The organism is Ramlibacter sp., from assembly GCF_035627355.1.
Taxonomy (GTDB): Bacteria; Pseudomonadota; Gammaproteobacteria; order Burkholderiales; family Burkholderiaceae_C; genus Ramlibacter.
Genome location: NZ_DASPLW010000040.1, coordinates 64,876 through 90,148, shown reverse-complemented (window position 1 = coordinate 90,148; position 25,273 = coordinate 64,876). Strand labels below are relative to the sequence as shown.

The following is a 25,273-nucleotide window of genomic DNA, read 5'->3' as shown; positions in this document are numbered from 1 at the left end:
CTGCCCAGTCTATGCCGGGCGGCCGGCGCGCCAAGCTCGGCGGCTGGCGGGTGCGCGTGTCAAGATTCGCCTTCCGCACGATCCATCGAACCCGAATGCCCGACGCCGACACCACGCTCGAACTCCTGCCACGCGACCTGGCCCCGTACCGGGCCGGCAACACCGGCATTCCCTACGTGCACCGTTTCGACTCGGGGCGACCCGGTCCGCACGTGCTGGTCAATGCGCTCACGCACGGCAACGAGTTCTGCGGGATGGTTGCCGCGACGCACCTGCTCGACCGTGAAGTGCGGCCGCTGAGGGGCGTGCTCACCGTGAGCTTCGCGAACGTCGAGGCCTACGAGTCGTTCGCGCACGAGGACCCGTTCGCGAGCCGGCAGCTGGTGCACAACATGAACCGCATCTGGTCGCCGGACTGGCTCGACGGCGGCGAGGACAGCCCCGAGCTGCGCCGCGCCCGCGAGCTGCGGCCCGTGCTGGCGGCGGCGGACCACATCCTCGACCTGCACTCGACCTCGCAGGCGGTCGAACCCTTCTGGGTCTATCCGGCGTTCGAGCGCAATGCGCGCGTGGCGTCGGCCATCGGCGTGCCGGCCATCCATCTCGTGATGCCCGATGGCCTCGGCACCGGCACGCCCGTCATCCAGCACGGCCGCCATGGCGACCCGCACGCCGACGGCATCGCGCTCGTGGCCGAATGCGGCCAGCACTTCCTGCAGTCCACCGGCGACCTCGCGGTCGAGGTCGCCCTGCGGTTCCTCGCGCACTTCGGGCTGGTCGAGCCGGACCCGGGCTGGGCGCCGCCCGCGCCGGCACGGCGCTACCAGCTGCTGTCGACCGAGGTCGTGCGGGATGGGCGGGTGCAGTTCGCGCGACCGGTGGTCGGCATGGAGACGTTCGCGCGCGGCGAACTGATCGCCACCGATGGGGAACGCGAGATCCGCTCGCCCTGCGACGGCTGCACGATCTTCATGCCGACTCGCAAGGCCGTGGTCGGTCGCGAGCTCGTCTATCTCACGCGCCCGCTGAACTGAGGCGCGCGCCAGCAATGAGTGCCGGCGCCGATTTCGCCACCTACTGCGCCGAGCTGTTGGCGCCCGCGGGCGAGGTGCGATACAGGCGCATGTTCGGCGGCTATGGCCTGTACGTCGACGACCTGTTCGTCGCCATCATCGTTGGCGACACGCTGTACCTGAAAGCCGACGAGGAGAGCCGACCTCGCTTCCAGGCGGCGGGCAGCCGCCGTTTCGAATACACGCGGCAGGGCAAGCTGCAGGGCCTGTCGTTCTGGACCGTGCCGACCGAGGCCATGGACTCGCCTGCCCTGATGCGTCGCTGGGCGCAGCTCGCCGTGGAGGCTGCTCGGCGAGCCCGGGCCAGCAATCGAGGGCGCTGAACAGTGGCGTGCGCCCTGCTGGGGCGCTCCTGGCCTCATGCGAGTATGCTGCCTGCCTTTGACCACAGGCAGCATGATGCAATCCGAAACGCCCAAGAAGAACTCTGCCTTCATGAAGGCGCTGAAACCGAGTCCCGAACTGGCCGCCGTGATCGGCGACGAGGCGCTCCCGCGCACCGAGGTCACCAAGCGCATCTGGGACTACATCAAGGCCCACAACCTGCAGAACCCCGCCAACAAGCGGAACATCCTTTGCGATGACAAGCTCAAGGCGGTGATGGGCAAGGACGAGGTCACGATGTTCGAGATGACCGGCCTGGTGGGCAAGCACCTGCAGGCCACCTGACGGTCGAGCTCCCCTCCCCGGCCTTGGCCTGAGTCGCCGGATGGTGGGTCCGCCGATCGACGGCGGAGTCGCTACTTCTTCTGCGCCGGACGGCCGTACCTGGCCGTGAAGCTCGCCGACGCGATCTTGTTTGCGTTGGTCATGAAGCCGGCCACGGCGGCCGTGGCGTCCGGCGGCAGGTCGAGCTTGTCCGCCTTCAGCGCATACACCGTGAACACGTAGCGGTGCGGCTTGTCGCCCGGCGGCGGGCACGGGCCGCCCCAGGCGGCAACCCCGTAGTCGATGCGGTTCATCGCCGCGCCTTGCGGGAGATTGGCGCCGCCTTGCGCGCCGGCATCGGCCGGCAGCTCGGTGACGTTGGCCGGGATGTTGTAGACGAACCAGTGCCAGAAGCCCGAGCCCGTGGGCGCATCGGGGTCGTACACCGTCACGACGAAACTCTTGGTCTCCTTGGGCGCACCGCTCCACTTCAGCGCCGGCGACTTGTTCTCGCCATTGCAGCCGAAGACGTTGGCCTCGAACTTCTTGTCCATCGTCGAATTGGCCTTCACGTCCGGGCTTTCCAGCTTGAAGCCGGCGGCGTGGGCGCTCGCAAGGCCGAACGCCGCGAGCATCATGAGCGTGGTTCGCATGGTGAGCCTCCTGGTCGTGGTGCGCAAATGATGATGCGATCCTGCAACCTGGGCGGTCAAGCGGCTTCGAGGCGCGCCCATACCGGAGTTTTCTCCCAGGCGGGACACGCCAAGATACCGTTCACCCGCCCCTTCGGCGCGGAGCTCATCCCCATTCCGATATCCTCATCTCCGCTTCTCGAAGAGCTCCCGTGTCCGCCACTCCCCGCTACAACCTGGCCCGCTTCGACTTCGTGTCCGTCCGCCTGGCCGTGGCCTGCGCGCAGACCGGCAGCCTGACCTCGGCAGCGCGCGAGTGCAGGCTGGCGCTGCCGGCGGCGAGCCGGCGCGTGCGCGAGCTGGAGGACGCGGTCGGGGACGTGCTGTTCGAGCGGCACTCGCGCGGGCTGGTGCCGACCGCGGCGGGGCGCGCCTTCGTGCGCCACGGCCTCGCGATGCTGCAGCAGTTGGACGACCTCGTCGCGGAGCTGGCCGACATCCGCCAGGGCGTCGTGCGGCACATCCGGCTGTGTTCCAGCACGGCGGCGATCAACCAGTTCCTGCCGCCCCTGCTGGCCGCGTACGCCGACCTCGAACCGGACGTGCGCGTCGACGTCGAGGAACAGGTGTCCGAACGGGTGGTGCTCTCGCTGCGCGAAGGGCGGGCGGACATCGGCGCCTTCGTCGAGGGCCCGGACACCGCCGGCCTCGAGGTGCGCGATTTCCGCCAGGATGAACTCGTGCTGGTCCTGCCGCCCCGCCACCGGCTTGCCGGTCGCACGCCGATCGCGTTCGTGGACACGCTCGACGAGCAATGGATCAGCCTCAACGCCGGGGCCGCCGTGCTCCAGCAGCAGCAGCAGGCCGCGCTCGCCGCCGGGCACAACTTCAAGCTGCGCATGCAGGTGCGCAGCTTCGACGCGGTCGGCCACCTGGTGGCCTCCGGCCTCGGGATCGCGGCGCTGCCCAAGGCGGCGGGGCTGCCCATCGTCCGCGCCATGAAGCTGGCATGGCGGCCGCTGTCGGACCCCTGGGCCCAGCGCCAGCTGAAGATCGGCGTGCGGCCGGATGCGGACCCGGCCATCCGGGCCCTGCGCGACTTCCTGTGCGCGCCGCCTTCGCGGAAGGCGAAGGCTGCCTGATCGACGTTGGAATGGACCTTGCGGCGTGTCCGCGGGAGACTCCCCCGATGGACAGCGTACACAGCAAGGAGGCGGAGGCCGGCGCCTCCCGGCCGGCGGCCCTGGCGGGCCTGAAGGTGCTGGAACTCGGCCAGCTCATCGCCGGCCCGTTCGCCGCCAAGACCCTGGCCGACTTCGGTGCCGAGGTCATCAAGGTCGAACCGCCCGGCGCCGGCGACCCGCTGCGCAAGTGGCGGATGCTCAAGGACGGCACCTCCGTCTGGTGGCAGGTCCAGTCGCGCAACAAGCGCTCGCTCGCGCTGGACCTGAGGGACTCCGAGGGGCAGGCGATCGTCCGCAGCCTGGCCCTGGAGGCGGACGTGCTGATCGAGAACTTCCGGCCCGGTGCCATGGAAGGCTGGGGGCTCGCGCCGGATGACCTCCTGAAGCTCAATCCGCGCCTGGTCGTGCTGCGCATCAGCGGCTATGGGCAGACCGGGCCGTACCGGGATCGACCGGGTTTCGGCGTGATCGGCGAAGCCATGGGCGGGCTGCGGCATCTCACCGCCGAGCCGGGCCGGGTGCCGGTGCGCGTGGGCGTGAGCATCGGGGACACCCTGGCCGCCCTGCATGGCGTGATCGGCATCCTGATCGCCCTGCAGCACCGCCACGCGACGGGCGAAGGCCAGGTCATCGACGTGGCCCTGTACGAATCCGTCTTCAACTGCATGGAAAGCCTGCTGCCGGAGTACAGCGCCTTCGGTGCGGTCCGCGGCCCGGCCGGCAGCGCGCTGCCCGGCATCGCGCCGACCAACGCCTATCGCTGCAAGGATGGCGGCTATGCGCTGATCGCCGGCAACGGCGACAGCATCTTCCGGCGGCTGGCGGCGCTCATAGGCCGCGAGGACCTCGCGCGCGACCCCACGCTCGCCGACAACGCCGGCCGCGTCGCGCGTGTGCATGAACTCGACGAGATCATCGGCGCCTGGACCGCGCAGCGCACCATCGACGAGGTGCTGGCGGCCCTGGAGCAGGCCTCCGTGCCGGCCGGTCGCATCTACACCGTGGCCGACATCGCCGCCGATCCTCATTACCGGGCGCGCGACATGCTGCAGGAAGTCCAGCTCGAGGACGGCAGCACGCTGGCCGTGCCGGGCATCGTGCCCAAGCTCTCGCGCACGCCCGGCAGCCATCGCCGCAATGCGCCGCGGCTGGGCGAGGACTCCGACGCGATCCTGCGCGATGTCGGGCTCACGCCGCAGCAGATCCAGACCCTGAGGGACCGGGGCGTCATCCAGGGAGCGCAAGGATGACCCGCATCTACTTCAACGAGGTCGTGACGCGCGACGGGTTCCAGAGCGAGCCCGCCTTCATTCCCACCGATGCCAAGGTCGCGCTGATCGACGAGCTCAGCGACTGCGGCTACGCGAAGGTCGAGGTGACCTCCTTCACCTCGCCCCGGGCGATCCCGATGCTGCGCGACGCCGACGACGTGATGCAGCGCATCCGGCGCGTTCCCGGCGTCGAATACACGGTGCTGGTGCCCAACCTGCGCGGCGCGGAGCGTGCGCTGGCGGCCCGCGCGGACGAGCTCAACCTGGTGATGTCCACCTCGGAGACCCACAACCTCGCCAACCTGCGGATGCCGCGGGAGACGAGCTTCGACGGCCTGAAGGCGGTGATCGACCGGGTCGCCGGCCAGGTACCGGTCAACGTCTCGCTGTCCACCTGCTTCGGCTGCCCGATGGAAGGCGAGGTGCCGCAGCAGGAGGTGCTGCGCTGGGCCGTGCGCTTCGCCGAACTCGGCGTGCGGGGCCTGACGATCTGCGACACCACCGGCATGGCGCATCCCGCCCAGGTCGCGCGGATGTGCGAAGCGCTGCAGCGCCGCTTCGGCGACCTGCAGCTCACCTTGCACTTCCACAACACCCGCGGCATGGGACTGGCCAACGTGCTGGCCGCCGTGCAGCAGGGCGTCACCCGCTTCGACGGCTCGCTGGGCGGGCTCGGCGGCTGCCCCTACGCGCCCGGGGCCACCGGCAACATCTGCAGCGAGGATGCGATCCACATGCTGGACGCCATGGGCTACGACACCGGCATGGACCTCGACCGCCTGCTGGCAGTCGCCCGCCGGCTGCCCGAGATCGTCGGCCACGCGGTGCCCGGGCAGCTGGCCAAGGCGGGACGCATCGCCGAGCTGCATCCCGCTCCGGCCCACCTTCGGGAGGCCTGCGCATGATCGACCACCTCGACCACCTGGTCCTGACCACGGCGCGCGAGGCCGCCTGCATCGACTTCTACACGCGCGTGCTCGGCATGCAGCTGGAGACCTTCGTCGGCGGCACGCCGCCGGTGGAGCGCCGCGCCTTCAAGTTCGGCCACCAGAAGATCAACCTGCACGTGCAAGGCGCCGAATTCGAGCCCAGGGCACACCTGCCCGTGCCCGGCGCGCTGGACCTGTGCTTCATCACCGACCGTCCGCTGGACGAGGTGATCACGCAGCTTCGCGCATGCGGCTGGCCGATCGAGCAGGGCCCGGTGCTGCGGACCGGCGCCACCGGCCCGATCCGTTCCGTCTACGTGCGCGACCCAGACTTCAACCTGGTCGAGCTGTCGCAGCCGGCCTGAATGTCCTGCCGAGACAACGCTCCTGGTCGGAAGTCGGCATGCGCCGCGCAGAATGCGCGTGTCACGTCTTGCAGGAGCTGACGATGAGCCTCTCCATCGACGACCTCCAGGCGTTCGCCGACGCCTGGAACCGGCACGACATCGAAGCGCTGATGGGCTTCATGGCGGACGACTGCGTCTTCGAGGCGTCCGCGGGCCCGGACGCCTGCGGCGCCCACTACGCCGGCAAGGATGCGGTCCGTGCCGGCTTCTCCGAGGTCTTCCAGACCTTCCCGGACGCGCAGTGGCGTTCGCCACGGCATTTCGTGCTGGGCGACCGCGGCGTCTCCGAGTGGACCTTCACCGGCACGCGCAAGGACGGCACCCGCGTGGAGGTGAACGGCTGCGACCTCTTCACGTTCCGCGGCGAGAAGATCGCGATCAAGAACTCGTATCGGAAGAACCGGGTTCCAGCTGCGGCGTAGTGCGCCGCGCAGGCGCATCTCCGGCATGGGATCGGGCAACGGCCTGGCCGGGATTCCCGAGCCCGTCTATCTTGCCAACGCCGGCGGCTTCACACGCCATCGTCCACGGCGATCGCCTCGATTTCCACCTTCAGTTCCGGCTTGAACAGGCCGGACACGTACACGAGGGTGGTTGCGGGCTTGTGGCCCTTGAACACCTCGTCCCGCACTGCAGCGTAGGTCGGGAAATCGGCCCGGTCGGTCAGGAATACCGTGGTCTTGACGATGTTCTCTATGCCCATGCCCGCCTCCGAAAGGACCGCCTCCATATTGGCCCAGGTCTGGCGGCATTGCTGCGCCACGTCGGGCGAGGCCACCCCGTTCGCATCGACGCCGATCTGGGCGGCCACGTAGAGGGTGTTGCCGGCCTGGATGGCATCGCTGAAGCGGGCGGACTCGCCGCCCCGGGCGGCGGGGATCACTTTGCGGAATTTCATCTGTGTGCTTTTCCTTGGAACCAGATCTCTGCTCACCGGGCGTGAATGCCGATGCGCAGATCGAAGCGGCGGACCGTACCACGACATTGCATGTTGCGAACGGTCTCGCTGGCCTTGGCGATGGCCGTGTTGACGGCATCTTCGATGCCCGCGGGCGAGGATCCGGTGATTTCCAGGATCTCGGTCTGGTCAGGGCAGCAGAGTGAAGCCCGACTCGAAGCGCGTTTTCCCCGATGATGCCAACACCATCTGCAGAAAGCCGATCGCCTCCAGTTGCCTCGAGCGCTGAAGAGGACCGACGTCGACTGCCCGAAGGCCCGCTGCTACAAGGATCTCCGCGAGTGCGATCTTGCCCTCGGCGTCGTCTCCGGCGAACAAGACGGTTGTCGCCGTGGTGCCATTCGTGCGGGTTATGAGCGTCTCCGCAAGATTCGCGTTGAACGCCTTCAGGACGGCGACGTCCTCAGGAAGCTGCTTCGCAAGTTCAAGGGCAGTGGAGGTGCCCACCAGGGCCTCTGGTTGCTCGTACGTGGTGAAATCGATGGTGTTGGCGATGTCGATGACGACCTTGCCGCCCAGCCTGTCCCGATAGTGCCTCAATATATTCGGGTAGGCGCCATACGGGACTGCGAGGACGACAAGTTCCCCGGTCAGGTCATCGCCCAGTGCCGCATACCTGGCCTCGGGGTGATCCTTGGTGGGCCTGGCGCTGCGATTGACTATCTGGATATCCGCACCCGCGAGTGCTGCGATGTTCGCGATCGCCGAACCCATCTTGCCGCTGCCAATGATGCTGATCGATGTCATATGGATCAAACCCTCTTGAATCGTTCGAGTGCCTTCTCGGCCACCTTGAGCGCGTCGTAATCGAACACGGCCGCCCTGCGGAAGTCGCGTCCTGAAGCGAGGTCGACGTCGCGCTTCCTGGTGTTGGTGAACTGCAGTTGCGAATCGAACATTGCGCCGGCCCTGCGTGAACCCACCTGCAGGATCGTCGCACGCTGCATGCGAACGGCGGTGTAGCGCCTGAAGGCTTCCGGGATGTCACGGGCACTTTCGGCCTGCTTCAGGAAGAAGGCCAGCGTGATGCAGTCCTCGAAGGCCTGGTTCACCCCCTGGCCCTGGTGCGGGAGCATGGTATGCGCTGCGTCCCCCATCAGTGCGATGGGCCCTCGCGACCAATTGGTGAGGGGGTCGATGTCGAACAGACCCCACCAGAAGGTTTCCTTGATCGCCGAGATGAATTGATGGACCCTGGGATCCCAGGCTTGACGGCTGAATTCGGCCTTGATTTCGTCCACGCCTGCAGGCCCGGACCAAGGTCCCTTCAGCGGCCTGTCACTGGGCACGCAAGCGACGTAGTTGTACAGCTTGTGTCGCTGCAATGGATAGGTCATCAGGTGCCGGTCATTACCCAGCCAAGTCTGGCTGATCCTGTTCCAGTCCTTGGGGAGGTCGGAGGCATCGATCACCCCCCGATACGCCATATATCCGGAGTAGACGAACCGGGTGGGTTGCCCGACGGCCTTGCGCACCACCGAGCGGATCCCATCGGCGCCTATGACCGCATCGAAGTCTTCCTGCTTGCCGTTCTCGAAATGAACGCGGACACCTGGATCCAGCATTTCGATCGACTTCGCGCGATGGTGGAGCCGGATCGCCTCCGGATCCACCGCCTGCACCAGGATGTCGATCATGTCCGGCCTGTACATACCGATGTTCTGGTACTGCTTCGATGTGTCTTCCCAGGCTGCGTCAGTCACCAAGTTGCCCATGGCGTCCAAATAGACGCCGTGTCCATCCGGGATCGCTCCCGCGCGCCGCATCGGCTCGAGCAGCCCCAACTTGTCGAGGACGCGACTGGCATTGGGCGCAATGGTGACCCCAGCGCCCACCTCATCGTGCTTGTGTGATTGCTCGAACACGGTGGCTTCGATCCCCGCGATCTTCTTCAGTGCAATCGCGGCGGAGAGCCCGCCCAAGCCTCCACCAATAATGCCAACCCTTGTCGACTTGCCTAGCATTCGGGCTCCTTCACTGATTCATGCAGTCCGGCAATCCCGCCGGCGGGGGCTGTCAAGCGGCTGATCGCCGAACACCTGCGCGGGTCGGCCTTGACCGGCCGCCCAAACCACGGCCACCAGGCCATTCTAGGAGTGGCGTACTCACCGATAAACCGGCTCTGGACGGACACACAGTTCCGTTTTCTGGACAATCGTCTTCCTATCCTGGGCTCCTGCAACGAGTCGCGCGCGTCGCGCACCCATGGCTCGTAGAGGCGGGGATCGCCGGGAGGGTTGTCTCAGGTATCGGATGCGCCGGCCTGGCGCTGGGAGTCCATGACGCTGCGCCAGCCATGCGCGTCCTCCGCATCGTGTCCGAGCATCCATCGCATCCACGCGAGCGCGCGCTCGTGGTCCTGCGCCGCCAGCGCGAGGTCGATGGCCTGTGCGACCAGCCGCAGCGTCGGCCGGTTCTTCGCATCGGCCCACGGGATCTGCGCGCCAGGCCAGCGTTGGCACGCGTCCACCACGAGTCCGGCGGCGGCATAGGCCAGCTCGCGCGCGGCGCTCGTGATCTCGGGGGTTGCGACCTGCGCCGTCATTCCACGGGCCGCTATCAACAAGTCATCCAACACCGGCACCGCGCAGCACAGCAGCGGACGCTCCCGCAGCCAGCGCGCGGCCTCCTCGGGCGAACCGAGCAGGTCGCTCGCGTCGGCTTCCAGGCTGGTGAAGACGGGCACGATCGTGCCGTATCGGCGCGTCCATGGCGCCAGGGCGCGCTTGACCTCCTGGCCCGGCTGGATGCGAAGCAAGGTGACCCCGTCCGCCTGGTCCACGCGGACCGGGTGCATTTGTGCAAACGCTTCCAGTTCGAGGTGAGGCAAGGGCGTGCGCAGCAGCTCCGTCCAGGCCTGCACCTTGTCGCGTGGTGGATGCGGCGCGACCTCCCGGGATGCGGGCACGTCGAGGGCCTCCGGACCGTTCATGGAATCCCTGCGCCTTCTTGCTGCGAGCAGTCTAGCCAGACATGCACGGACTGCGGATTTAGGCGCATCGGGAGTAGGGGCGGGAGAACATGCCGCGTGAAGCGCACACCGCTCCTGGATAGCGAACGACGCCTTCGCACCAGGCCTCCCGGCGGACTCTTATATCCACTTCTCAATACCTAAATGGATTAATTTTCGTTTGATATATGACAAGCACTCCTTAGGATCGTGACCCATATACCAAGGGGTGACATGAGCCGTTTGACCATCCAAACCATCGAGGGCGCGCCCGAGCAAGCCCGGGAACGTCTGCAAAGCGCGCAAGCAGCGAATGGCTTCCTGCCCAACCTGCTGGGCGTACTGGCCAACGCACCGACGGCGCTGGAAACCTACCAGGTGGTCAGCGGCATCAACGCCCGCAACGGCCTTACGGCTGCCGAGCGCGAAGTGATCCAGATCACCGCCGCGGCCCGCAACGGCTGCGGCTTCTGCCTGGCGGGCCACACCAAGCTCGCGCGCAAGAAGCTCCAGATGCCCGAGGAAGTGATCCAGGCGCTGCGCCAGACGCAGGCGCTCACCGATCCGAAACTCAATGCACTGGCGCTGTTCACGCTGGCCGTGATCGACAAGAAGGGCCAGCTCGCCGATGCCGAATTGCAAGACTTCTTCGCCGCAGGCTACAGCCAGGCCAACGTGCTCGAAGTCGTGCTCGGCGTGAGCCTGGCGACCCTGTGCAACTACGCCAACAACGTGGCGCAGACCCCCATCAATCCGGAACTCCAGGCGTTCGCCTGAGCGCGGAACGCAACCACCAGACGCCGCGCCGGGCCGGCAGCCCGCTCGGCGCGAGGTCCCGCCGTGCCCGTTACGGCGCACTCGGAAAGATATGACGCCGTGAGCCAGTCCGAATCGACCCATCTCCTCTTGCAAGCGGTCACCGCGCTGGCCCGGGCCGAACTCGCACCTCTGGCCGGCGCCATCGACCAGCAAGGCCTCTACCCCGAAGCGTTCCTGCGCAAGCTGGGCGAGCTGGGCGGCTTCGGCGCCAGTATCCCGAGGGAGTCCGGGGGCCTCGGTTTGGGCCTGGCGGACCAGATCGACATCACGAGCCGCATCGGCGCCGAGTGCGGATCGACGGCATTCCTGGTCTGGTGCCAGTCGACCTGCGCCTGGTACCTGCAGCATGCACCCAACGAAGCCCCCCGCACGCGCTATCTGCGCCGGGTGGCAAGAGGCGAACTGCTCGCCGGCACCGGCATGTCCAACCCGGTCAAGCACCTGGCCGGCATCGAGCGGATCCAGCTGACGGCGGTTCGCGCAGGCGACGGCTACGTCGTCAACGGCGCGCTGCCCTGGGTCTCCAACGTCGGCCCGGACCACCTGGCCATCGTGGCGGCCGCCGTAGCCAACGAGGGCTATGTGATGTTCGCCGTGCACGGCAGCGCAACCGGGCTGGAACTTCACGCTTGTCCCGAGTTCTCCGGGATGGAGGGCACGCAGACGCTCAATCTCCGGTTCAAGGATTTGCGCGTCGATGCCCAGGACGTGCTCGCCCATCCGCACCAGTTCGCGCGGTTCATCCAGCGCATCAAGCCGGGATTCGTCCTGGGCCAGACCGGCATGGGCTTCGGCGTGGTTGAGGGCAGCCTCAAGACCATCCGCGAGAGCAACGCCAGCCATGCGCACGTCAACATCTTCCTCGATGACCAAGGCAGCGAACTGGCCGCCGAACTCGCCGATCTCAAGGCCGAAGCCGCCGTGCTGGCCGGGCAGGCGCAGGCCGGCTCGGCGCCGGTGCTGCCCGTGCTGAAAGTGCGCGCCCACGCCTCGGAACTGGCGTTGAGGGCCGCCAGTTCCGCCACGCTGCACGCGGGCGCAAAGGGCTACCTGATGCGCCACCCCGCGCAACGCCGCCAGCGCGAGGCGGTGTTCGTCGCCATCGTGACGCCGGCGCTCAAGCACCTGCGCAAGGAGATCGACGACCTCGAACGTACCCAGCGCGAGGCGGCCTGATGGCGCAGTGGATGTGCGGCCCGTGCGGCTTCATCTACGACGAGGCGGCCGGCCTGCCCGAGGAGGGCATCGCGCCCGGAACGCCTTTCGAGGCCATCCCCGATGGCTGGGTTTGCCCGGACTGCGGCGTGTCCAAGGCCGACTTCCATCTGGTGCCGGATTGAGCCATGACACCAACGGCAAACCGACCGGCGGTGCTGAACGCGCAGGACATCGAGCTGGGCTACCAGCGCCCGAAGCAGTCGCCCCATATCGTCCTGCGCGAGTTCTCGATGCAGGTGGCCGCGGGCGAGATCGTGGCGCTGCTCGGCCCCAGCGGGGTGGGCAAATCGTCGCTGCTGCGGGTGTTGGCCGGCCTGCAGCGACCCACCCGGGGCGAAGTCCGCATCCACGGCGAGTTGGTGGATGACCCACACCCTCGCCTGGGCTTCGTCTTCCAGAGTCCCTGCCTGCTGCCGTGGCTGACGCTGGAGCAGAACGTGGCGTTCGGGCTGGACTTCAAGCACCAGCCGCAGATGGCGCGGGCCGAGCAGCAGCAACGCGTGCGCGAGGCGATTGCCGAAGTGGACCTGCTGCGTGCCATCGAGCGTTATCCCGCCGAACTGTCCGGGGGCATGGCGCAGCGCGCCTCGCTCGCGCGCAGCCTGGCACGCCAGCCTGAAATCCTGCTGCTGGACGAGCCGTTCAGCGCGCTGGACGAGATCACGCGCGGCGAGATGCAGGCATTGCTGCAGCAGATCACGGCGCGTCGACAGACTTCGGCGGTGCTGGTCACGCACGACATCGACGAAGCATTGATCGTGGCCGATCGCATCCTGCTGATCGGCGGAGCGCCCGGCCGGCTGATCGGGCAGTGGCGCATCGACCTGCCGCGTCCGCGCGACGAGGTCATGTCCGATCTCACCCACATGCGGGTGGAAATCCTTCAAGCGTTGCGCGACACGCGTCGATCAACCCGCCAACCCGTGCAAGTGGAGAGCTGACCCATGAAAGAACACGAAGAATCGACGATTCCCCAGGCCACGCTGGAGGCCCGTCGCCAGTTCCTCAAGCTGTCGACGATGTTCACCGCCGCGGGCGCGCTGCCGCTGCTGCAACGGCACAGCAGCGCCATGGCCGCCGAGCCTGACGCGCCGCTGCGTATCGGCTACCTGCCGATCACCGACGCCACGGCACTGCTGGTCGCGCACCACAACAAGCTGTTCCAGGAACAGGGCCTCGAAGTCGAGAAGCCCCGGCTGTTCCGCAGCTGGGCGCAGCTGGTCGAGGCCTTCATCAGCGGCCAGGTGAATGCCGTGCACCTGCTCTCGCCCATGACGGTGTGGGCGCGCTACGGCAGCCAGTCGCGGGCCAAGGTCGTGGCGTGGAACCACATGGCCGGCTCCAGCCTCACGGTGCTGCCTGAGATCAACGGCCTGCGCGACCTGGGCGGCAAGACGGTCGCCATTCCGTTCTGGTACTCCATCCACAACGTGGTGCTGCAGCACATCCTGAGAAGCGAAGGCATCGAAGGCATCGGCGAGGGCACGCCCGGCCCGAAGCAGGTCCGGCTGGTCGTCATGGCCCCCTCCGACATGCTGCCCGCCCTGGCCAGCAAGCAGATCAGCGGCTACATCGTGGCCGAGCCGTTCAATGCGGCGGCCGAAGTGCTCAAGGTCGGCAAGATCCTGCGATTCACCGCCGACGTCTGGAAGGACCACGCCTGCTGCGTCGTACTGATGCACGAAGACGACCTGGACAAGCGACCGGAATGGTCGCAGAAGGTGGTGAACGGCATCGTGCAGGCGCAGGCCTGGATCCAGGGCCACCGCCAGGAGACGGCACGTATCCTGTCCAAGGAGAACGCGCACCGCTACACGCCGCACACCTACGAAGCGCTGGCCCGGGTGCTGGCGCCCGCGCCAAGGCAGAACGCGGAGTACGTCGCCACCGGCGCCATCAGGCACGCCGACTGGAACGAAAAGCGCATCGACTTCCAGCCCTATCCGTTCCCGAGCTATACCGAATCGCTGATCAAGATGCTCAAGGCGACCCTGGTATCCGGCCGCAACGATTTCCTGCAGAAGCTGGATCCGGCTTTCGTCGCGCGCGACCTGGTGGACGACCGCTTCGTGAAGAAAGCCATCGCCGGGATCGGCGGCATGTCGGCCTTCGGCCTGCCCGACACCTTCACCCGCAAGGAAATCATCACGACCTGAGGCGCGGCGCAACCCTGGCCCCGCGCGATGCGGCCCGGGGCTCCTGCCCGGCCTGCCTGCATCTTCGATCGGCACAACCATGATCAAAAGCCTTCTCCTGAACCGCCCGGGCAAGCAGCTCGAACTGAGCCTGATCGGACTGGTCGCGCTGGTGTCGCTCTGGGCCATGGGCACGTACTGGCTCAAGGAAAGCGTGCCAGTCGCCGATCGGCTCAGCCCCGGCGTCACCTTCGAGAGCCTGTACGAGCTGCTGGTCCAGAACCAGCTGACGGTCCATACGCTGACCAGCCTGAAGCGCGTGCTGGTGGGCCTTTCGCTCGCGCTCGTCCTGGGCATCCCCATCGGCCTGGCGGTGGGCACATCGCGCGCGCTGGAAAACAGCACGAGCAGCGCGTTCCAGTTCCTGCGCATGATTTCGCCCTTGTCGTGGATGCCGATCGCCGTCATGGTGTTCGGCATCGGCGATGCACCGATCTATTTCCTGCTCACCTTCGCCGCCGTATGGCCGATCATCCTGAACACCACGGCGGGCGTGCGCAGCCTGGACCCGAGATGGCTGCTGCTCGCGCGCAGCCTGAGCGCGACGCGGCGCGAGGTGCTTTTCAGGATCATCCTGCCGGGCATCCTCGGCCACATCCTGACCGGGGCCCGCGTGGCGATCGGCATCATCTGGATCGTGCTCGTTCCCTGTGAGATGCTCGGCGTCAGCTCCGGCCTGGGCTATTTCATCCTGGATACGCGCGATCGGCTCGCCTATTCGGAACTCATGGCCGTCATCGTGCTGGTCGGCGCGCTCGGGTTCATGCTGGACGGCATCGCGCAGATCCTCCATCGGCACTGGACCCACGCGGCCTGAAGCGGGTTTGGGTAACGCGCGATCCCGGCAGTCACGCGCGGACCGCGCGCACCCTGCCCGCGACCACCCTCACCCGGCTTGGCGCCGCCCGCCAGATCGCGAAGGCCGACAGCAGCGTGCAGCCGATGGCCACCCAGAACCCCAGCGCATAGCTGCCGGTGCGGTCGTGCACGAAGCCCATGAACCAGGGGCCCATCGCGCCGCCGGCCAGGGCGCTGAGCATCAGGGTGCCGAAGATGGGGCCGTAGTGCCTGCTCTCGAAGATCTCGGCGGGGATGGCGCCGACCACGGACGTCATGCCGTAGCCGAGCGCGCCTTGCGCGATCACCATGGCGTACAGCAGTGCGACGTTCGGGTACGCGGGCAGCACGAGCAGCGCCACGTAGGTGAGGAAGAATCCCAGGTTGCCGATCGCCCACACGATCTCCCGGCCGATGCGGTCGGAGAGCCAACCCAGCGCGATCTGGCCCGGCACGCCGGCCAGGCTCACGGCGCCCAGCGCCCATGCCGCTTCCTGCGGGCCGAAGCCGGTCTCGACCAGGTACTGGGTCTGGTGCACCTGCACCGCGTACCAGGCGAAGAGCGCCGCGAAGTACGCCACCGCGATCCACCAGAACCGGGCCGTGCGCATCGCGCGCGGGAGCGTCCAGTCGATGGCCGCCCAGGCGGGGTCGACCACGTTCACGCGGCGGGCCTGCGCGGCGGCGGGCGTATCGGGGTCGCCATCGGGGGCCAGGCCGATGTCCTCGGGCCGGCGCCGCAGCAGCAGGTTCAGCGGCACCAGGACCACGAGCACCAGCACGCCCAGGAGCGTGCAACCCGCGCGCCAGCCGCTTCGCTCCACGAAGGCCTGCAGCGCCGGGAGCATGACGATCGAGCCGAAGCCCACGCCGGCGAAGGCGACGCTGAGCGCCAGCCCGCGACGGCGGACGAACCAGTTGGGCAGGAAGAGTGCCTGGCCGGTGTAGCCGGTGAAGGTCGTTCCCGCCCCCACCAGCATCCCGAGCGTGACGTACACATGCCAGGGCTCGCTCGAGAAGGTCGCAAGCAGCAGGCCCGCGGCCGTGGCGGCGATGCCGATCTCCATCACGAAGCGCGGCCCGCGCCGGTCCATCAGCTTCCCGAGCAGCGGACTCAGCACGGCCGAAACGATGAAGCCGAACGAGAAGGCGCCGGCCGTCACGCCGCGCTCCCAGCCGAACTCGTCGAGGATGGGCGGGAAGAGCAGCGAAAAGGCCGTGCGGGCATTCACGCACAGGGCCATCGTCACGAAGACGACGCCGACGACGAGCCAGCCGTAGAAGAACGGCAGGCGTGCTGCGAGTCTGGCGATCAAGCGGCTCCCTCCTGCGGCGCCATTCTGCGGGGAGCCGGTCGTGCGCGCTTGCGGGAAATCGCGAACCCGGCCCACCTGCCCCGGGGCACTCCGTAACCCGGCCGTTCGCGGACCCGCGCCCGCTCGCGCGGACTGCTATACATTCGCTGGCGATACACGCCAACCGAGAGAATCCATGTCGATCCCATCCGTCCTGAAGGCCACCGTCGTCGCATTTGCAGTTGCGACCGGTGCGCCGGTTTTCGCACAAGGCACACCCATCGATGCGGCAGCGTTCGACTCGCTCGTCGCCAAGGGGCCCGTCGCCGACGCCGCGACGATCGCGTCCAGCCAGTGGGCCAGCAGGATCAAGCAGGCCGGCACGCTGCGCCTGGGCGGCACCCAGACGTCGAACCTCTTCTCGCTGCTCAACGAGAAGGACGGCAAGATTCGCGGATTCGATGCGGGCCTGGCCCAGCTCCTCACGCGCTACATCCTGGGCGATGGGTCCAGGTACAAGTTCACGCAGGTCACCTCGTCCACGCGCGAGCAGGTCCTCATCAACGACCAGGTGGACGTGGTGCTGGCCACCTATTCCATCACCCCGGCCCGGGCGGAGAAGATTTCCTTCGCCGGTCCCTACTACACCTCGCAGGCGGGGGTGCTGGTGAGGTCGAACAACAAGGCGATCCAGTCCTACCAGGATCTCGCCGGGAAGAAGGCCGCTACCCAGGCGGGATCGACGGGGCCCGCGATCCTTGCGCAATTCGCACCCAAGGCCGTCGTGCAGGAGTTCCAGACGCACCAGGAAGCCGTCGACGCCCTGCGCCAGGGACGCGTGGACGCCTACGTGACCGACTACACGCTGCTGCTCAATGTCCTGAGCCAGGGCAGCGGCGAGGCGAAGCTGGCCGGCGCACCCTTCGGTCCGCAAGACCCGTACGGGATCGGGCTGCCCAAGGGCTCGGACGGCGTGGCCTTCGTCAATGCCTTCCTGAAGAAGATCGAAGCCGATGGCACCTGGGCCCGGCTGTGGACGGTGTCCATCGGGCAGCGCACCGGCAGCACCAACGTCCCGACGCCGCCGCCGATTCCCTGATCCATGGACAGTGTGCTGCGGCTGCTGGCCGACTACGGGCCTGCCTTCGGGCAGGCCCTTTTTCTGACCTGGAAGCTCACGATCCTGTCGTTCGTGGCCGGCTTCGCCTTGGGCGTCGTCGTGGCCGTGGCCCGGCTCCTGCCGCTGCGGCCGCTTCGTTTCGTGCTGACCGGCTACGTCGAGGTCTTCCGCAACATCCCCGCGGTCGCGCTGCTGATCTTCATCGTGTTCGCACTGCCCGATCTGCAGGTCGTCATCGACTACGAGCCTAGCGTGATCCTGACCCTGGCCCTGGTGTGCTCCGCCTTCACGGCGGACTACCTGCGCACGGGCATCAACACCGTCGGTGTCGGCCAGGTCGAGGCCGCCCGCAGCCTGGGCATGCGTCCGCTGACCGTCATCGCCTCGATCGTGTTGCCACAGGCGCTGCGCTCGGTCGTCCAGCCCCTGACCTCGCTGCTCATTGCGCTGATGCTGTCGACGTCCCTGGCGTCCCAGGTGCCCGTCCCGGAGCGGGAACTCACGGCGCTGGTGGCCCGGATCGCCAACGACTCCGCCGCCGGGATCGCGGCGTTCGCCGTCGCTGCCGCGATGTACCTGGCGTCGGGCCTGCTCATCGCCTGGGCGGGCGCCGCACTGGACAGGAAGATGCGGATCCTGCGATGAGCCGCGCCCTGGAAGACGTCCTCTACGGCGACCTGGGCCCCAGGGCGCAGGCCGTCACCCGGGCCGCGAGCGTGGCCGTCGCGGCGATGCTCCTGGTGCTGCTCGCCGGTGTCGTGTACGGCTTCCATGCCGCGGGCCAGTTCGAAGGGCGGCTGTGGGAATTCTTCGCCTGGAAGACCACCTGGTCCTTCCTGGCGCAGGGCCTGCTCGGCACACTCAAGTCGGCGGCGGCGGCGGCCGTGATCGCGCTGGTCTTCGGGCTGGTGCTGATGCTGGGTCGCCTGTCGCGGCTGCGGCTCGTGCGCTGGCCGGCCGTCGCGTTCATCGAATTCCTGCGCGGCGTGCCGGCCCTGCTGCTCATCTACGTGTGCTTCCTGGTGCTCCCGTCGGTCGGGATCCGGATGAGTGCCTACTGGATGCTGACCTTGCCCGTGGGACTCAGCACCGCCGCCGTGGTCGCCGAGGTGTACCGCGCCGGCGTGCTCGCCGTTCCCCGAGGGCAGACGGACGCGGCGCGGGCCCTGGGCTTCAATGAGGCACGGGTCTTCGCCCATGTCGTCTTTCCCCAGGCGCTGCGCTACATCGTCCCGGCACTGGTGGCCCAGCTGGTCATCGTGGCCAAGGACACCACCTTCGGCTACGTCGTCACGTACGGCGAACTGATGCAGAACGCCAAGGTGCTGATCGCCAACTACCGCTCGCTCGTCCCCGTGTACCTGGCGGTCGCGGTACTGTACTGCTGCGTGAACTACGCCATTTCCAGGGCCAGTCAACGACTCGGCCGGCGAAAGTACTGAGCGCTGGATCCGGCGGCATCATCCCGGCATGAGCACCACGGTTCCCGGTCCGGACGGACTTCCCCGTTGCAGCTGGTGCGCCGGCGCACCACCCGACTACGTCGCCTACCACGATCGCGAGTGGGGATTCCCCGTGGCCGATGACCGTCGGCTGTTCGAGAAAGTCAGCCTCGAGGGATTCCAGTCGGGGTTGAGCTGGCGGACGATCCTCGACAAACGCGAGAACTTTCGCGCGGCGTTCAAGGGATTCGATTTCCGCGAGGTCGCGCGCTTCGACGAAAAGGACGTCGCGCACCTGCTTGCCGATGCAGGAATCGTGCGCCACCGCGGGAAGATCGAAGCGGTGATCAACAATGCGCAGCGTGCGTGCGAGCTGGTCCAGGAGGCAGGCACGCTGGCCGCGTATTTCTGGCGCTTCGAGCCCGCTGCGCATGAACTCGACGCGCATCGCTCCGTGTCGGTCTCGCGGGCTTCGCGGGACCTGTCCCGAGACCTGAAAAAGCGGGGCTGGAAATTCGTCGGCCCGACCACCATGCATGCCTTCATCCAGGCGATGGGGCTGGTGAACGACCATGCGGATGGCTGCGTGACCAGGGCGCAGGTGGAAGAGGCTCGCAAGAGGTTCGAACGCCCGTAGTGATCGCACGCGGCCTCAACACGACGTGCGTGACCCGAAGGTCAGGTCCCCAGCAACACCCCAGGCAGCCAGAGCACCAGTTGCGGGAACCAGATGGTCAGCAGCAGGCCCGCCGCCTGCAGGATCACGAAGGGCACGATGCCCAGGTAGATGGTTCGCGTGCTGATCTCCGGCGGCGTGATGCCGCGGATGTAGAACAACGCGTAGCCGAACGGCGGCGTCAGGAAGGACGTCTGCAGGTTGACGGCGAACAGGATCGCGAACCAGATCAGCACGTGCTCCTTGGGCATGCCGAAGTCGAGGCCGGCGATGATCGGCGCGACGATCGGGATCACGATGAACGTGATCTCCACCCAGTCCAGGAACATGCCGAGCACGAACACGAACAGCATGATCGCGGCCAGCACCTGGTAGGGCGACGCCGTGCCGGAGGAGACGCCCAGCAGGTCCTCGATCATCACGTCGCCACCGAGCTTGCGGAAGATCACGCTGAAGACCGTGGCGCCGATCATGACGAACATGATCATGGCCGTGGTCCGGGTCGTCTCGCGCAGGGTGTCGCTGAAGATGGCCCAAGTGAGCTGGCGTGACATCATCGCCAGCGCGAACGCCCCCGCAGCGCCGAGCGCCGCGGCTTCGGTCGGTGTCGCGATGCCCGCGATGATGCTGCCCAGCACCAGCAGGATCAGAACGAGCGGGGCGACCAGGTCCCGCGCCAGCTGCCAGGCCAACTGCGCGATCGGCAGGTGTTCGCCGGCCGGCAGCCCGGGCATCATCTGCGGCCGGAAGATCGCGATCCCCACCAGGTACAGCAGGTACAGGCCGCCGAGCAGCAGCCCGGGGACCAGCGCGCCGGCGAACAGGTCGCCCACCGAGATGCGCATCGTGTCGCCCAGCACCACCAGCATGATGCTGGGAGGAATCAGGATCCCGAGCGTGCCGGTGGCGGCGATGATGCCGGTGGACAAGCGCAGGTCGTAGCCGCTGCGCCGCATGGCCGGCAGCGCCAGCACGCCCATCAGCACCACGGACGCGCCGATGATGCCCGTGGAGGCCGCCATCACGATGCCGATGATGGTCACCGCGAACGCATAGCCGCCGGGCTTGCTCCCCATGATGCCGGCCAGCGACCGCAGCAGCCGCTGCGCGATGCCGGACTTCTCCAGCATCAGCCCCATGAAGACGAACAGCGGCACGGCGATCAGCAGCCAGTTGCTCAGGATGCCCGAGAAGGTGCGGGACACACCGGTGGACAGGAACAGCAGCGGCACATCGGCGGCGAACGCGGCCAGTACGCCGACGCCGGCGAGCACGAAGGCCACCGGGTAACCGGTGAAGATGCCCAGCAGCAGCGCGCTGCACATGGCCAGGGGGCCGGCATAGGCCATCGTCTCAACTCCCCCGGCGCAGCAGCGAGCTGGCCGTGCGCAGCGCGCGCGCCAGGCCGAACGCCGCCAGGAGGCCGAAGCCCATCGGCATCACGGCCTTGATGATCCAGCGCTGGTTCAGGCCGCCATAGGAGGAACCTTCGTTCGATGTCCAGGCCGACACCGTGTACTCCCAGGAGAACCACGTCATCACCAGCGCGAAGGGCAGCAACAGCAGCAGGTCGCCGAACAGGGTGACGGCCTGTCGCGTGCGAGGCGTGAAGCGGCTGGACAGGAAATCCACGCAGACGTGGCCGTTCTCGCACAGCGTGTAGGCGCCGCCCAGCATCACCATCACGGCGAACAGGTGCCACTGCAGGTCGGTCAATCCGCCTGCGGTCAGGCCGCTGCCGAACAGCGGCACGGCCGTTCCCCATTCGAACAGCACGTTGGCGCGCAACTGCACCAGCAGGATGCTGATGCAGACGCTGACCACGAGCACGGGAACGGTCCAGGCGGCCACGCGGCCGAACCAGGCGCAGCCACGCTCGACCGCGGAGAGGAATTCGCTCATAGGGGCTCCCGGCCATGCCGGGGGCTGCCCGGCATGGCGCGTGGGTGGGATCAGTTGGCGCGGGGCAGCGACTGCAGTTCGCTCCAGCGGCCGTAGCGCTTGATGTACGCGCTGAGCGACTGGTAGGCCTCCTTGAACAGCGGGTCCTTGGCGGCTTCCTCTTCCATCACCTCATGCGACGCCTTGCGCAGCGCCGCCAGCACCGGCTCGGGGAAGCGGCGCACCGTGACGCCGGCGGCCTCGATCTTCTCGATGGCGTCGACCTGGGCGTTGATCTGGTCGAAGGTGTTGTAGGTGATGTTGGCGTAGCAGGCCTCGGTCATCGCCGTCTGCTGCTTCGGAGTGAGCGACTGCCACACCTTCTTGTTGATGATGATGCTGTCCCAGCTCGCGGGCTGGTGCCAGCCGGGGAAGTAGTAGTTCTTGGCGATCTTCTGCAGTCCCAGGCCGGCGTCCAGCTGAGGCGCGGAGAACTCGGCGGCCTCGATGCGGCCGCGTTCGAGCGACACGTAGATCTCGCCGGCCGGCACCAGTTGCACGCTGGCGCCCAGCTTCTCCATCGCCTTGGCGCCCAGCCCGGCGATGCGCATCTTCAGTCCCTTGATGTCGGCCGGCGTGCGGATCTCCTTGTTGAACCAGCCGCCGGCTTCGGGCACCACGAGGTGGCAGGGCAGCACCTGCACGTTGTGCGGGTCGTAGGCCTTCTGGATGATCGCCAGACCGCCGCCCTTGAACATCCAGCCCAGGAACAGCTCCGGGTCGGGGCCGAACGGCATCGAGCCCACCAGGTTGGCCACCGGGATCTTGCTGGCCCAGTAGCCGATCCAGTCAAAGCCCATGGGGATGGAGCCGTTGGAGACGGCGCCGAACACCTCCAGCGGCGGCACCACTTCGCCGGCGCCCATGACCTTGATCCGGATCTCGTTGTTGGTCATCAGCGCCACCCGCTCCGCCCACTTCACCGGGCTCGGGCCGATCGAAGGCACCTGCAGGCCGAACACGCTCTGCAGGTCGAAGGTCCTGGCCTGGGCCCAGGCGGCAACGGGTACGGCAGCGGCTGCAGCCAGCGCGCAGGCTGCCGCGAGGGAACGCATCTTCAGCTTCATGGTTGTCTCCTTGTGGGTGGTTCTTGCGGTTCGCGATCAGGTGGCCAGGAAGCCACCATCCACCGGCAAGGTCACGCCGGTGACGTAGGTGGACAGGGCGCTGGAGAGGAACAGCACGGCGCCGACCAGCTCCTCGGGCTGCCCGACGCGCCCCATCGGCGTGCGCGCGAGGAAGGGCGCGAGCCGCTGCGGGTCGGCAAGGGTCGCCTCGGTCATCGGTGTCTCGATCACGCCGGGTGCCAGTGCATTGACCCGCACGCCGGACGGCGCCAGTTCGATGGCAAGCGACCGGGTGAGCATCACCACCGCGGCCTTGGACGGCGAGTACCCCAGGCTGCCGCCCTGCCCCGCGAAGGCGGCGATCGAGGCGAGGTTCACGATGGTGCCGCGACCTGCCTTCAGCTGCTCCAGGAACGCGTGCGTGACGTGGAAGACCCCGTCGACGTTCACCTCCATCACGCGGCGCCAGTTCGCCGGGGCGCGGGGGCTCGCGCTGTTCTCCCGGATGATGATCCCGGCGTTGTTGACCAGCAGGTCGACGGGGCCGCACTCGCGCGCCACCTGGTCGGCCAGCCGCCGGCTCTGCCCGGCATCCGTGACGTCGTGCCGGAACGACCAGGCCGTGCCGCCTGCGTCGCGGACCTGTGCGGCGGTCTGCGCGGCACCCTCCTCGTTCAGGTCGGTGACGACGACCCGCGCGCCTGCCGCCGCCAGGCCGCGGGCGATCGCGCGCCCATTGCCCTGGGCCGCCCCCGTGACGAGCGCGAGCCGGCCGTCGAGCAAGCCCGGCAGCGCCGTGATCGGCTTCATGCGGGCACCGCCTCGCGGGACGGGTCCGCCATCGCGGCCCCGGGCTGCGCCAGGTGCATGCCACAGATGTAGCCGAAGGTCAGTGCCGGCCCCAGCGTGATGCCGGCACCGGGGTAGTTGCCCCCCATGATGCTGGCGGCGTCGTTGCCGACGGCGTACAGGCCCGGCACCGGCGTGCCGTCGCGCCGCAGCACCCGGGTCTGGGCATCGGTAGCCAGGCCGGCGAAGGTGCCGATGTCCCCGACCACCAGCTTGATCGCGTAGAACGGCGGGTGCTGCAGCGGCGCCACGCAGGGGTTCGGTCGCAGCAGGGCGTCGCCCTGGTAGCGGTTGTACGCCTTGGTGCCCTTGCCGAACTGCGGGTCCTCGCCGCGCGCAGCATGGCGGTTGAACTCGGTGACGGTGCCTTCCAGCGTGCCGGGGTCCACGCCGATGGCCGAAGCCAGCTCCGCGATCGTGCGGCCCCGCTTCAGGTAGCCGCTGCGCAGGTGGCGGCCGATCGGCATGGGGAACGGCGCCACGCAACCCAGCCCGTAGCTCCGCAATGCGCGGTGGTCGCACAGCAGCCAGGCGCTGACCTCGCCCGTGCCGCGGCACGCGGCGACCATCGCCTGCACGAAGTCGTGGTACGAATTGCCTTCGTTCGTGAACCGGCGGCCCGCGCGCGTGACGGCGATCACGCCCGGCTTGGCGCGGTCAATGAAGTGCGGCATCACGCCCTGGCTGCCGTCGGGACGCGTGGTGACCGAGGTCGGCACCCAGGCCGCGGCGTTCGGGATCGTGGGGTCGACATAGCCACCGGCCGATTCGCCCAGTCGCAGCCCCTCGCCGACGTTGGTGGCGGGCGATGGCGAATGGTGCTCGCGCCCGCTCGCTGCGTGCGGGAACAGCTGCCGGCGCCGCTCGACGTCGTGCGGAAAGCCGCCGCAGGCCAGCACGACCCCGCGCCGCGCCCGCACCTCGACCGGCGAGCCCTCGCGCTCGACCCGCGCGCCGACGACACGGTCGCCCTCCACCAGCAGCTCCGTCACCGGCGAGCGCAGCCAGACCGGGATGCCCAGGTCCATGGCGGCCTTGGCCAGCCGCCCGGCCAGTGCATTGCCGTTGGTGAGGGTCATGCCGCGACCGTGACGCAGCACGTCCAGGCCGTGGCGCGTGAGCCGGCGCGCCACGTACAGGAAGGACTCCAGCGACTTGAAGGCGCGCATGAAGTGCAGGATCTCCTTGCCGGAGCCGAGCATCATCCCGAACACGGTGAGCTCCGGCAGGGGAGGCGACAGCAGCCTGATCCGCTCGCCCAGCTCGCGCCCGTCGAACGGGCGCGTCACCATCGAGCGGCCGCCCTGTTGGCCGCCCGGCGCCTCGGCGTGGTAGTCGGGGAATACCGGCGGCATGTCGAACTGCACGCAGGTGCGGGAGGTGAAGAAGTCGACGGCTTCGGGGCCGCGCGCCAGGAATGCGTCGACGCGCGCCGGATCGAAGTGGGTGGTGGCCTCGTGCTGCAGGTAGGTGCGGGCCGCGCCGGGCGGCTCCTGGATGCCCTGCCGGGTGGCCAGGCTGGTGCCCGGGATCCAGAGCCAGCCGCCCGAGCGCGCCGTGGTGCCGCCAAACAGCGGCTGCTTCTCGACGACGAGGACCTCCAGCCCCTGGGATGCCGCCGTGATGGCCGTGGACATGCCGGAGGCGCCCGTGCCCACCACCAGAACGTCGCACTCGAAGCCTTGACTCATGTCGCCTGCATCCGTTGCCGCCACGATTCATCTTCGTTATTGTGTTGACATTAGTCAATGACGAATGCATC

At 68.0% G+C, this 25,273-nt stretch carries 29 protein-coding genes and 1 pseudogene; 18 read left to right on the top strand and 12 right to left on the bottom strand.

Translation table 11 applies throughout. The annotated features are described in order from the left end of the window. Window positions 1–95: 95 nt before the first annotated feature. From VEC03_RS10510 to VEC03_RS10500, 3 genes are all read left to right on the top strand, one after another. The gene (locus tag VEC03_RS10510) at window positions 96–1,034 is read left to right on the top strand and encodes a succinylglutamate desuccinylase/aspartoacylase domain-containing protein (protein ID WP_324914995.1); all 939 of its coding nucleotides are present in this window, start codon (window positions 96–98) and stop codon (window positions 1,032–1,034) included. A gap of 14 nt (window positions 1,035–1,048) precedes the next feature. Further along, window positions 1,049–1,396: a TfoX/Sxy family protein gene (locus tag VEC03_RS10505; protein ID WP_324914993.1), complete on the top strand. Its 348-nt coding sequence runs from the start codon at window positions 1,049–1,051 to the stop codon at window positions 1,394–1,396. Between the two features lie 73 nt (window positions 1,397–1,469). Next, window positions 1,470–1,742: an SWIB/MDM2 domain-containing protein gene (locus VEC03_RS10500; RefSeq protein WP_324914991.1), complete on the top strand. Its 273-nt coding sequence runs from the start codon at window positions 1,470–1,472 to the stop codon at window positions 1,740–1,742. Window positions 1,743–1,813: 71 nt separating this feature from the next. Here VEC03_RS10500 and VEC03_RS10495 read toward each other — a convergent pair whose 3' ends face one another. Further along, window positions 1,814–2,374 carry a YbhB/YbcL family Raf kinase inhibitor-like protein gene (locus tag VEC03_RS10495; protein WP_414708479.1) on the bottom strand — a complete coding sequence of 187 codons (561 nt, stop codon included), beginning with the start codon at window positions 2,372–2,374 and terminating at the stop codon, window positions 1,814–1,816. A gap of 191 nt (window positions 2,375–2,565) precedes the next feature. On the opposite strand from VEC03_RS10495, the gene VEC03_RS10490 reads away from it, so the two are divergent. The 5 genes from VEC03_RS10490 (at window position 2,566) to VEC03_RS10470 (ending at window position 6,566) form a co-directional block, all read left to right on the top strand. Further along, entirely contained in the window at window positions 2,566–3,495 is a 930-nt protein-coding gene (locus tag VEC03_RS10490) for a LysR family transcriptional regulator (protein WP_324914989.1), read from the top strand. 47 nt (window positions 3,496–3,542) lie between these two features. Further along, a complete protein-coding gene (locus tag VEC03_RS10485) occupies window positions 3,543–4,787 on the top strand; it encodes a CaiB/BaiF CoA-transferase family protein (RefSeq protein WP_324914986.1) in 1,245 nt (414 codons plus the stop codon). Continuing rightward, a complete protein-coding gene (locus VEC03_RS10480) occupies window positions 4,784–5,713 on the top strand; it encodes a hydroxymethylglutaryl-CoA lyase (RefSeq protein WP_324914984.1) in 930 nt (309 codons plus the stop codon). Before VEC03_RS10485 ends, VEC03_RS10480 begins: the two co-directional genes overlap by 4 nt. Further along, window positions 5,710–6,102, top strand: a complete 393-nt coding sequence (locus tag VEC03_RS10475) for a VOC family protein (protein WP_324914983.1) — start codon at window positions 5,710–5,712, stop codon at window positions 6,100–6,102. The genes VEC03_RS10480 and VEC03_RS10475 overlap by 4 nt, the downstream gene beginning before the upstream one ends. An 83-nt stretch (window positions 6,103–6,185) precedes the next feature. Next, window positions 6,186–6,566, top strand: coding sequence for a nuclear transport factor 2 family protein (locus VEC03_RS10470; protein ID WP_324914981.1), 381 nt, complete (start codon window positions 6,186–6,188; stop codon window positions 6,564–6,566). A gap of 89 nt (window positions 6,567–6,655) precedes the next feature. Here the strand turns inward: VEC03_RS10470 and VEC03_RS10465 are convergent, their stop codons facing one another. From VEC03_RS10465 to VEC03_RS10445, 5 genes and pseudogenes are all read right to left on the bottom strand, one after another. Continuing rightward, complete coding sequence (locus tag VEC03_RS10465) at window positions 6,656–7,042, bottom strand: RidA family protein (protein WP_324914979.1); 387 nt, start codon at window positions 7,040–7,042, stop codon at window positions 6,656–6,658. An 86-nt stretch (window positions 7,043–7,128) separates the two neighbouring features. Further along, window positions 7,129–7,221: pseudogene (locus VEC03_RS10460) on the bottom strand (dodecin domain-containing protein); the annotation flags it as partial. A gap of 10 nt (window positions 7,222–7,231) precedes the next feature. Then, the gene (locus VEC03_RS10455) at window positions 7,232–7,849 is read right to left on the bottom strand and encodes an NADPH-dependent F420 reductase (RefSeq protein ID WP_324914977.1); all 618 of its coding nucleotides are present in this window, start codon (window positions 7,847–7,849) and stop codon (window positions 7,232–7,234) included. Between the two features lie 5 nt (window positions 7,850–7,854). Then, window positions 7,855–9,066, bottom strand: coding sequence for an FAD-dependent monooxygenase (locus VEC03_RS10450; protein ID WP_324914975.1), 1,212 nt, complete (start codon window positions 9,064–9,066; stop codon window positions 7,855–7,857). Window positions 9,067–9,344: 278 nt separating this feature from the next. Continuing rightward, complete coding sequence (locus VEC03_RS10445; RefSeq protein WP_324914973.1) at window positions 9,345–10,034, bottom strand: hypothetical protein; 690 nt, start codon at window positions 10,032–10,034, stop codon at window positions 9,345–9,347. A 252-nt stretch (window positions 10,035–10,286) separates the two neighbouring features. Here VEC03_RS10445 and VEC03_RS10440 point away from each other — a divergent pair, with 252 nt between their 5' ends. From VEC03_RS10440 to VEC03_RS10415, 6 genes are all read left to right on the top strand, one after another. After that, on the top strand, window positions 10,287–10,829 hold the full coding sequence (locus VEC03_RS10440; RefSeq protein WP_324914971.1) for a carboxymuconolactone decarboxylase family protein: 543 nt from the start codon (window positions 10,287–10,289) through the stop codon (window positions 10,827–10,829). 99 nt (window positions 10,830–10,928) lie between these two features. Then, entirely contained in the window at window positions 10,929–12,047 is a 1,119-nt protein-coding gene (locus VEC03_RS10435; RefSeq protein WP_324914969.1) for an acyl-CoA dehydrogenase family protein, read from the top strand. Then, window positions 12,047–12,211 carry a rubredoxin gene (locus VEC03_RS10430; protein WP_324914967.1) on the top strand — a complete coding sequence of 55 codons (165 nt, stop codon included), beginning with the start codon at window positions 12,047–12,049 and terminating at the stop codon, window positions 12,209–12,211. Before VEC03_RS10435 ends, VEC03_RS10430 begins: the two co-directional genes overlap by 1 nt. Before the next feature lie 3 nt (window positions 12,212–12,214). After that, window positions 12,215–13,030: an ABC transporter ATP-binding protein gene (locus tag VEC03_RS10425; protein ID WP_324914965.1), complete on the top strand. Its 816-nt coding sequence runs from the start codon at window positions 12,215–12,217 to the stop codon at window positions 13,028–13,030. 3 nt (window positions 13,031–13,033) lie between these two features. Continuing rightward, window positions 13,034–14,245: an ABC transporter substrate-binding protein gene (locus VEC03_RS10420; protein ID WP_324914962.1), complete on the top strand. Its 1,212-nt coding sequence runs from the start codon at window positions 13,034–13,036 to the stop codon at window positions 14,243–14,245. 79 nt (window positions 14,246–14,324) lie between these two features. Next, a complete protein-coding gene (locus VEC03_RS10415) occupies window positions 14,325–15,101 on the top strand; it encodes an ABC transporter permease (RefSeq protein ID WP_324914960.1) in 777 nt (258 codons plus the stop codon). A gap of 31 nt (window positions 15,102–15,132) precedes the next feature. Here VEC03_RS10415 and VEC03_RS10410 read toward each other — a convergent pair whose 3' ends face one another. Next, window positions 15,133–16,437, bottom strand: a complete 1,305-nt coding sequence (locus tag VEC03_RS10410; RefSeq protein ID WP_324914958.1) for an MFS transporter — start codon at window positions 16,435–16,437, stop codon at window positions 15,133–15,135. 175 nt (window positions 16,438–16,612) lie between these two features. Here VEC03_RS10410 and VEC03_RS10405 point away from each other — a divergent pair, with 175 nt between their 5' ends. From VEC03_RS10405 to VEC03_RS10390, 4 genes are read left to right on the top strand one after another with little or no spacing between them, the layout of a single operon-like run. Continuing rightward, entirely contained in the window at window positions 16,613–17,515 is a 903-nt protein-coding gene (locus VEC03_RS10405) for a glutamate ABC transporter substrate-binding protein (RefSeq protein WP_324914956.1), read from the top strand. Between the two features lie 3 nt (window positions 17,516–17,518). Further along, a complete protein-coding gene (locus VEC03_RS10400) occupies window positions 17,519–18,181 on the top strand; it encodes an ABC transporter permease subunit (RefSeq protein ID WP_324914954.1) in 663 nt (220 codons plus the stop codon). Next, window positions 18,178–18,978 (top strand): amino acid ABC transporter permease, encoded by an 801-nt coding sequence (locus VEC03_RS10395; RefSeq protein WP_324914952.1) that lies wholly within the window; start codon window positions 18,178–18,180, stop codon window positions 18,976–18,978. Before VEC03_RS10400 ends, VEC03_RS10395 begins: the two co-directional genes overlap by 4 nt. Before the next feature lie 28 nt (window positions 18,979–19,006). Beyond that, the gene (locus tag VEC03_RS10390; protein ID WP_324914950.1) at window positions 19,007–19,615 is read left to right on the top strand and encodes a DNA-3-methyladenine glycosylase I; all 609 of its coding nucleotides are present in this window, start codon (window positions 19,007–19,009) and stop codon (window positions 19,613–19,615) included. Between the two features lie 41 nt (window positions 19,616–19,656). Here the strand turns inward: VEC03_RS10390 and VEC03_RS10385 are convergent, their stop codons facing one another. The 5 genes from VEC03_RS10385 to VEC03_RS10365 are packed head-to-tail and all read right to left on the bottom strand — an operon-like array spanning window position 19,657 to window position 25,202. Continuing rightward, window positions 19,657–21,003 (bottom strand): TRAP transporter large permease subunit, encoded by a 1,347-nt coding sequence (locus VEC03_RS10385; protein WP_324914948.1) that lies wholly within the window; start codon window positions 21,001–21,003, stop codon window positions 19,657–19,659. 4 nt (window positions 21,004–21,007) lie between these two features. Continuing rightward, window positions 21,008–21,556, bottom strand: a complete 549-nt coding sequence (locus VEC03_RS10380; RefSeq protein ID WP_324914946.1) for a TRAP transporter small permease subunit — start codon at window positions 21,554–21,556, stop codon at window positions 21,008–21,010. Window positions 21,557–21,606: 50 nt separating this feature from the next. Continuing rightward, window positions 21,607–22,662, bottom strand: coding sequence for a TRAP transporter substrate-binding protein (locus tag VEC03_RS10375; protein WP_324914944.1), 1,056 nt, complete (start codon window positions 22,660–22,662; stop codon window positions 21,607–21,609). 36 nt (window positions 22,663–22,698) lie between these two features. Beyond that, a complete protein-coding gene (locus VEC03_RS10370) occupies window positions 22,699–23,472 on the bottom strand; it encodes a glucose 1-dehydrogenase (protein WP_324914942.1) in 774 nt (257 codons plus the stop codon). Further along, on the bottom strand, window positions 23,469–25,202 hold the full coding sequence (locus VEC03_RS10365) for an FAD-dependent oxidoreductase (protein WP_324914940.1): 1,734 nt from the start codon (window positions 25,200–25,202) through the stop codon (window positions 23,469–23,471). Before VEC03_RS10365 ends, VEC03_RS10370 begins: the two co-directional genes overlap by 4 nt. Window positions 25,203–25,273: the final 71 nt, after the last annotated feature.